This is a genomic window from uncultured Lactobacillus sp. (assembly GCF_947367125.1).
In the GTDB taxonomy this organism is placed as follows: Bacteria; Bacillota; Bacilli; order Lactobacillales; family Lactobacillaceae; genus Lactobacillus.
The window spans coordinates 35,845-43,237 of record NZ_CANBCQ010000021.1; the positions used below are offsets into that span (position 1 = coordinate 35,845).

Below are 7,393 nucleotides of genomic sequence, written 5' to 3' on the forward strand. Positions count from 1 at the left end.
AAATTAATCATAGGGACGAGGGAATGACCTCGTCCTTTTTTAGTATAGAATTAAGAAAGTGATTTCAATGTAAGGGGGGAAGAACAATGACTTTTGTCAAAGAAATAAAAGCAGGTAGTCGTGAATTTTGCCAAAATTGGCTGCGGTATCTGCTACTTTTTATGGGATTAGGTTTATTTAATCAATTTATTGTTATTCCATTTTTTCGCTATATTACAACCTTTGTTTTGCAGGCTAGTGCTATTCCGTTCGTATCTTATCAAAATGTAGTGACGATCATTACGACGCATACGGTTGCCTTTTTAATTTTGATAATTGAGTTGCTGCTTTTATTAGTAATCTTGTATGCGCAATTAGCCTATTTACTTCATGGCGTTTGGGATATTAAGCATCAAGTTTTTACGTGGAAAAATAGTTTTATTCAAACTTGGCAAAATATCAAAAAAATTCGTTTGGGCACGCTTTTTATCTTGATGCTCTATTTTTTATTGGTAGTACCGTTAGCCGATGTCATCTTTAGAACACCACTTTTAAGCAAAGTGCAGATTTCAGAATTTATCTTGGATTATCTGACGAGAACGCCAATCTTGTTAGCTGTTTTGATTGCATTTTATTTAGCCGCTTTGATCCTTGGTGCAAGGCTAGTATTTGCTTTCCCCATCATCGTTTTTGACCACTTAAAGTCAGCGCAAGCAGTAAAAAGAAGTTGGCGATTAACGGCGCACTACCGTTGGCGGACGATTTGCTGGAGGATTATTGTTTTAGCCGTTTTATCTGCAGCAGTCATGACAATTTTCTATTTAGCAATGTATTGCCTGCAGCTATTAGTTGATTTATTACCTGGGAAATGTCCGTTAATTGCAGCCATTATCAATCTTTCGCTTGTTCAAATTATTAGTGAAGTAGCGTTAGTCTATGTTAGTGTACTGGGCTTATCTATTATTTTGAAAGCTTTAAGGCAAGAAAAGATAAGTCAAACAGGTAAAACTAAAAAGATAATTCTAAGTACATTAGTTGTGTTTGTACTAGTAATGATTAATGCAATATCCACCAATTATTTATATTTGACTAGTGTAAATGCTAAAGCGCCAGTAATTATTTCTCATCGCGGCGTTGATGATAAAAATGGCGTACAAAACACGTTACAGGCATTAAGAAAAACGGCTAAGGAAAAGCCAGACTACGTTGAAATTGATGTTCATGAAACTAAGGATAAAAAATTTATCGTAATTCATGATGAGAATTTATTGAAGCTAACGGGAGTTAATAAAGCCCCGAATGATTTAACTTTACGGCAATTAGAAAAGTTAACTGCCAAAGAAGACGGCTATCATGCTAAGTTAGTTAGCTTTGATCAATATCTTGAGGAAGCCAAAAGACTGCATCAAAAACTGCTAATTGAAATTAAAACGACGGCTAAAGATTCGAAGAAAATGCTGCAGCGCTTTAATCAAAAATATGGCAAAACGATTCTCAAAAATGCGTATCAAGTACAATCACTCGACTATCGCGTGGTTGAAGGATTGCACTTAATTAATCCACGTTTGGTTGTCTTTTACATTCAACCTTATAATTTTATTTATCCGCAAAGTGTTGCTAGTGGATATTCAATGGAATATTCTACCTTGAATTCAGACTTTATTTGGCAAGCCCATTTGCAGGATCGTCCTGTTTATGCCTGGACAGTTAATGACGAAAAATTAATGAAGAAGATGATGTATCAACAAGTTGATGGCTTAATTACTGATCGAGTTGATTTAGCTAAAAAGGCAATTAAAAGTTTCCAAAAGGATGCTAGTTATGCTACGCGAATCTTAAATTATATTGTTGTCCTGCATCTGTCGAAAAATTTTGAATCTGCATGAAGACTTGATCTGAAGGGCTGGACATGGTAAACTATACTAGATTTTCGAAAATCTGAAAGGAAGTATAGCATATGCGTAAAGGTGAAAATTACAACACTGGTTGTGAACCAAACCAAAGACCTAAGAACAAGAGAAACGCAAAGAAGCGTGTTGCTCACGTAGCAGCAGTTGTTGCTTTCTTGAACAAGGCCGCAAAAGACGAAAACAAGTAGTCTTTAATAATATTGAAATAAAAGCTAGGAGCTGACGCTTCTAGCTTTTTTTGTGCTTACTGAAAAAATTAATTTAGCACATGGACATAAAAAGATTTTTGAATATAATTTAACTTATGTTTTTATAAATAATATATAGGATATAGATAGTTAGATATATGAATGAGAATAATAAATACAATATTTTGATCTATTTAGATCTCGTTGCAGCAATACTTTTTCCAATAATTGCTGTTTTTCAAGTGGGAGAATATTCGGCAAATATCGTCAATGGCTTATTTTTAATTCTAATTTTAGCTATTATGACGGGATTATTGTTGCCTAATGTAATGGTTAGCTGGCTGATAATTTTGTTAACGACGATTGCAGCGGGCTTTTTAGTGTTGGGCTATGTCGTAATTCCTACAGAAGCAAAGTGGTTTTTAGTGGTAGCTTTTCCGATAGAGACAGGGCTTTTAACGGTGTTGCGCTATTATGTCCTAGATTGGCGTTTTATTAGTAAAAATCGGCAAGATATTCGCAATTACTTTAAACGCTACAATGGCACTCTAAAAATGCAGACACGTTACACTGCTAATAAAATTTATTTAAAAGTAATTAGTAATATTAAAGAACGGCCACAATTACATTTGTGGATGCATGTATCAATGTTGCGTTGGGCTAACCACGAACAGTTTGCTCAACTTCATCCAGAAGAGCACGCGCAGTATTTAGAAAAATTAGCTGATATCTTAAAAAAGAGAAGATTAGCAGCTGAGGAACTCTTTTATTTAGGAGATGCCACTTTTTTTATTATTTCGCCTGAATTAAGAGATGACATTATCAAGCAGATTAATCAGGAGACAATTGCGGAATTAAAAGAAGTGCAAGATGATCTTCCCGGAGGCTTGAAATGGACGAGTCAACGAATTGATGAAACAAACGTGGATCGTTTTACAGATCCAAATGTGATTGCAAAACATTTGGACCGCGAATTGGAAACTGACTTAATTGTTGAATATTTAAAGGATGGAGCAAATGACTAATTGGTTTTATTTCTTAGCTTTAAGCATTTCAGGCATCTTTTTACTTGCTTTCATAGTTATGTTTATTTGTGCGTTTGTCATTTACTTTAATGTTGAAAATACGGTAATCAATAAAAAAGGAAAAAAGACGAAAAATGAGTGAAGCATTACAAATTTTAACGTTAATTTCGATTTGGCTTTCTTTGTTGATGTCTCTAGTTACCTTAAGTGGTGCAGTTTTCTTTTGGTTAAAGCACAGCAAGCTCTTAGTTAAAATCACGCCACTTAAGCGTTACCCAAAAGTTACGTTAGTTGTACCAGCTCATAATGAAGAATTAGTTATTAGTAAAACTACGCAGGCAATTTTAAATTTGAATTATCCGGCTGATAAGTTACAAATTTTAATCTATGCTGATAATTGTACTGATGATACTGCTAAAATTGCCCGGGAAATAATCAAGCAATATCCTGAACGGAAAATCAATGTTCAAGTAATTGAACGAACAGGTAGTGGTGGCAAAGCTGGTGTATTAAATGATGCTTTGAAGATTGCCCAAGGAGAATACCTTGGTGTATATGATGCAGATGCGATGCCAGAAGAAAATGCTTTGTATTTTTTAATTAAAAAGATTTTGGAAAATCCGGTAAGATATAAGGCTGCTTTTGGTCGCAATAAGACGAGAAATGCGCGGCAGAATTTTTTAACTAAGTGTATCAATCAGGAAATTGTTGTTACTCAGCGAATTCAACACTGCGGTATCTGGCAATTATTTAAGATTGGTCGTATTCCAGGGACTAACTATATTATTAATACTGATTATGTCAGATCAATTGGCGGCTGGCGCAATGGCGCTTTGACCGAAGATACTGATATTTCTTTTAAAATTATGGGCTCAGGTAGTTTGATTGCCTTAGCCTATAATTCTGAAGCCTTCCAGCAAGAACCAGAACGCTTAAAAGATTATTATTTCCAGCGCTTGCGTTGGGCTAAAGGTAACTATGAAGTGGTGATCAATAATTTTTGCCATCTTTTTGATAAAAGCAACTGGCGGGTTAAATTAGAGACTGTCTATTATTCCTGCACTTTTTTCTGGTTTAATTTGGCGATTGTTTTATCAGATCTGATCTTTTTTTCTAATTTGATTGCCTTAATCGTCCATCTTTGGAATCCTGCAGTAGTAATACCATTTACAATTTCGCGGAGTAATATTTTATTAGCTCAAATTCTGCTCTTTAATTGGCTATTGATGGTTTTGCTTTATATTTTGCAAATTAACCTAGCGATGACTACGCAATATGGGCAGGCAACTAACGAACAGATTTGGCTGGCCTTAGCATCATATTTTACTTATTCGCAATTGTTCATCATTGTATCAATTCATGCGGTTACTTCAGTAATGCTAGATCGCGTTTTTCATCGTGATAGTACTAAATGGGTTAAGACTAAGAGATTTGCGGATTAGGTGATGAGATGAAAAAAAGATGGATGCTACTAGGATTTTTACTCGTAACGATTGCATTTACCGGCATTATGATCTATATCAGAGCAGATAATAATTCAGCGGTGCGTAATTCTTTTCTACATTCTTGGCATAAAAATTATGTAGTTGAAGAAAAGAATCTTGCCTATATTAATACCACGCCTAAGCAGGAACAAGTGACGGTTTTATCTGAAGGCCAAGGATATGGGATGTTTATTGCGGCGCATGATCCAGCATTTAAAGAAAGCAACTTTGCTAAGCTAGTGCAGTATTATTTAAAACACCGGGATCGTAATACGCAATTGATGGCTTGGCGGCAAACAAAGAAAAATGGAAAATGGAGCAGTGAACGCAATAGCGCTACTGATGGGGACTTATTTATTGCTCAAGATTTGTTTTTAGCGGCTAAAAGATGGAAAAATCCAGCATATCAGCGGCAAGGGCAAAAATTAATTGCCGATATTTTGCGTTATGAATATAATCCGACAACGCACGCTTTAACGGTGGGCAATTGGGCCGATTCTAAGTCGAAGTATTATAATTTAATGCGGACTTCAGATGTATTGCCGACAATGTTTGATCAATTTTATCGTGAAAGCAATGATTCGCGGTGGCTCTTAATTAAAAAAACTATGCTCAAGCGGCTCAATCAGTTGAGTCACCAGCATAAGAGTGGCCTAGTTCCAGACTTTGCCTGGCTGACAGCAAAAGATGCTAAGCCAGTTAAAGGAAGGGTTACCACTGATCGATATGATGGTGATTATTATGCCAATGCTTGCCGGGTGCCAATGGATTTAGCATTTAGTAAGGATAAATTAGCAAAGAATACCGTACATCGCTTGCTTAAATTTTTTAGCAAGCAAAATACAATTACAGCAGGCTATACTTTAAAAGGCAAGCCGGTCAATAATTATCAATCAGCTAGCTTTAGCGTGCCAATTTATATTGCGGTGAATGAAAATCGCAATCAAGGCTATGATAATTTGTTTGCTTCGCAGCAATATATTTTTGCTAAAAAATTACCTAAAAATAATTACTATGATGCAGCACTAACGACGATGGCAACGATACTGACACCGGCGCATAGATTTTAAGAGGCAAAGGCCTCTTTTTATTTGCATTGAAAATCAATCTTTGATAACATAGTAAAAATTTTAAGAAAAATGAGGAGGATAAAAAAATGGGATTAAATGCATATATTCAAGGATTTAACAGTTTAGAGTCAATTGATCGAGCACCGGGCTACTTCAAGTATCATCACCACTCAGTAGCTGACCACTGCTTCAGAACAGCGGAATTAGCACAAATGATGGGAGATATTGAAGAAGTGAAGGGTAAAAAGAAGATCAACTGGAAGGCTTTATATGAAAAGAGCTTGAATCACGATTATACTGAACGCTTTATCGGTGATATCAAGACGCCAGTTAAATATGCGACTCCTCAGCTTAGAAAAATGATTGGCGATGTTGAAGAAACCATGACGCATAAATTTATTAAAGATGAGATTCCTGAAGAATTTCAGGAGATTTATAAAAAGCGTCTATCAGAAGGCAAAGATGATACTTTAGAAGGCAAAATTTTATCTGTTTGCGATAAACTAGACTTGCTTTATGAAGCATATGGCGAAATTGAATTAGGCAATCCTAACCCTGTCTATATGCAGATGTTTAAAGAAAGCTTGGAAACAATTAAGAAGTTTGATGATCTAGTTTGCGTGCAATACTTTATTAAGCATATTTTGCCAGACTTGTTTAAGGGCGATTTTGCTGGTAAAGATAAAATGCAACGGATAGCTTTTAGCATTCTATTGTTAGGGGATGATGAATAAGTGAAGTTTCTATGTAGTTCATGCGGTTTACGCATGGACTCTTTGCATTTTAAGCAAGAAGGATTGATGAATCCAAAATTGCTGAGCATCTGTGATATTTGCGTAACGCGCGGCTTAAATGCGGCGGATTATGCTAATGATGCAGTAGCGACTTTTGCGCAAAGCTTGCTGTATACCTATGTTGGCAAAGAAAAAGGTAAATTAAAGCAGGCTGATTGGCTAGTTAAAAATAAAAAAGACCGCAAAAAATATGAGGCCTTTTTACAAGATTATGATGGCAATGAAATTGCCAAGTCCCAAATTAAGCGGTCTGATTTAAACCTAGCAATAATTAAAAGTGAAGATGGCAAGATCAATTATGTGCCAGACCAAGGAGTTACTTTTGCGCGAAACTTAAAGGGAATGGGACTAGAAGTTGATTTTCAATTAAATGAAGTTGACTATATTGATCGCGAGCGAATTCGGGCTAAATATAAATATCGCTGTCAATATTGTGGCAGACGCGGACGTAGCGTCGATCATAAGGATCCAGTGTCGCTCAGTCATAATAATGATCTAGATAACTTAACCTTGTCTTGTGCTGAATGCAACCGAATTAAGTCGGATATGCCATACGAACTCTTTATTAAGTTAAATAATGAAATTGCAGGGATCAATAAGAAGCTAGTTAGATATGAAAATGCCTTGGGCACGTTAAAAGAAGAATTCGAGCATCGCCGCCGCTATTTGGCCGCGCAAGTTCATCTTAAGGGCGTGATTAATGATCCAGAGTTAAATGAGATCAGAAAGCAAAATAAGCAGCTGCAAGACGCAATTGATAGCTTGGAGAGTGATTATGATAATTTGCGTCAAACGCGCAAGACCTATTTTGATACCGGCTGGAAATTAGCTCGGATTAAGGCTAAGAAAGATATTGTTTAAAAATCAAAAGTGTCTGGGAAAAAACTAGCTCCTAGACCATAATAATAGGACGATCAAAATTCTTAAGTGAGTTTTGATCGTC

At 35.9% G+C, this 7,393-nt stretch carries 7 protein-coding genes; all 7 read left to right on the top strand.

Going from position 1 to position 7,393, the window contains the following annotated elements; all coding sequences use genetic code 11:
* Window positions 1-86 precede the first annotated feature (86 nt).
* The 7 genes from Q0Y84_RS06970 (at window position 87) to Q0Y84_RS07000 (ending at window position 7,311) form a co-directional block, all read left to right on the top strand.
* Window positions 87-1,865: a glycerophosphodiester phosphodiesterase gene (locus tag Q0Y84_RS06970; protein ID WP_297952023.1), complete on the top strand. Its 1,779-nt coding sequence runs from the start codon at window positions 87-89 to the stop codon at window positions 1,863-1,865.
* A 71-nt stretch (window positions 1,866-1,936) separates the two neighbouring features.
* On the top strand, window positions 1,937-2,077 hold the full coding sequence (locus Q0Y84_RS06975; protein ID WP_003548644.1) for a hypothetical protein: 141 nt from the start codon (window positions 1,937-1,939) through the stop codon (window positions 2,075-2,077).
* A 158-nt stretch (window positions 2,078-2,235) separates the two neighbouring features.
* The gene (locus Q0Y84_RS06980) at window positions 2,236-3,102 is read left to right on the top strand and encodes a hypothetical protein (protein WP_297952050.1); all 867 of its coding nucleotides are present in this window, start codon (window positions 2,236-2,238) and stop codon (window positions 3,100-3,102) included.
* 134 nt (window positions 3,103-3,236) lie between these two features.
* Window positions 3,237-4,544, top strand: coding sequence for a glycosyltransferase (locus tag Q0Y84_RS06985; protein WP_297952052.1), 1,308 nt, complete (start codon window positions 3,237-3,239; stop codon window positions 4,542-4,544).
* 8 nt (window positions 4,545-4,552) lie between these two features.
* Window positions 4,553-5,656: a glycosyl hydrolase family 8 gene (locus Q0Y84_RS06990; protein WP_297952055.1), complete on the top strand. Its 1,104-nt coding sequence runs from the start codon at window positions 4,553-4,555 to the stop codon at window positions 5,654-5,656.
* 86 nt (window positions 5,657-5,742) lie between these two features.
* A complete protein-coding gene (locus Q0Y84_RS06995) occupies window positions 5,743-6,390 on the top strand; it encodes a YfbR-like 5'-deoxynucleotidase (protein WP_297952056.1) in 648 nt (215 codons plus the stop codon).
* The gene (locus Q0Y84_RS07000; RefSeq protein ID WP_297952058.1) at window positions 6,391-7,311 is read left to right on the top strand and encodes an HNH endonuclease; all 921 of its coding nucleotides are present in this window, start codon (window positions 6,391-6,393) and stop codon (window positions 7,309-7,311) included.
* Window positions 7,312-7,393: the final 82 nt, after the last annotated feature.